Origin of the sequence: Streptomyces sp. DH12 (assembly GCF_020873895.1) — a bacterium.
Classification (GTDB): Bacteria; Actinomycetota; Actinomycetes; order Streptomycetales; family Streptomycetaceae; genus Streptomyces.
Window position 1 is genome coordinate 1 of sequence record NZ_JAHWGT010000560.1, and the last position, 561, is coordinate 561.

The 561-nt window shown below is 77.0% G+C and carries 1 protein-coding gene; it reads left to right on the forward strand.

Annotated features, from left to right (window positions below):
• Window positions 1-363: amidohydrolase family protein (locus LPA54_RS35770; RefSeq protein WP_228984727.1), on the forward strand; the 363-nt coding region annotated here is incomplete at its 5' end.
• Window positions 364-561 lie beyond the last annotated feature (198 nt).

A 561-nucleotide genomic window follows, 5' to 3' on the forward strand; every position in this document is an offset into this window, starting at 1 on the left:
GGCTCCGACAGCCCGGTGACCCCGCTCGACCCCTGGGGCACCGTCCGGGCGGCGGCCTTCCACCGCACTCCCGAGCACCGCGTCTCCGTCCGCGCCGCCTTCACCGCCCACACCCGAGGCGGCTGGCGGGCGACCGGACGGGACGACGCGGGCGTCCTGGTGCCCGGCGCCCCGGCCGACTACGCGGTCTGGCGCACCGGCGCACTCGTCGTCCAGGCGCCCGACGACCGGGTGGCCCGCTGGTCCACCGACCCGAGGTCCGGCACCCCCGGCCTGCCCGACCTCACCCCCGGCCGTGACCTGCCGGTCTGTCTCCGCACGGTGGTCGGCGGCCGCACGGTCTTCGTACGGCCGGGCGAGTGATCTGAACGGGCGGCGCGGCGGCGATCATGCGCCGCGCGCCCGTCGTGCGACCTGCGCATCCTCGCCACTGACCAGGCACTTGAACGACACTGCGCAGGTCGGACGACTGTTGACAGGCGGCCGCGGAGGGCCGGTAGGTTCGGCCGGGTCCACCACCGGACGCCCGACCGGAGACCGTCCGGCCACTCGGGCCGGCGC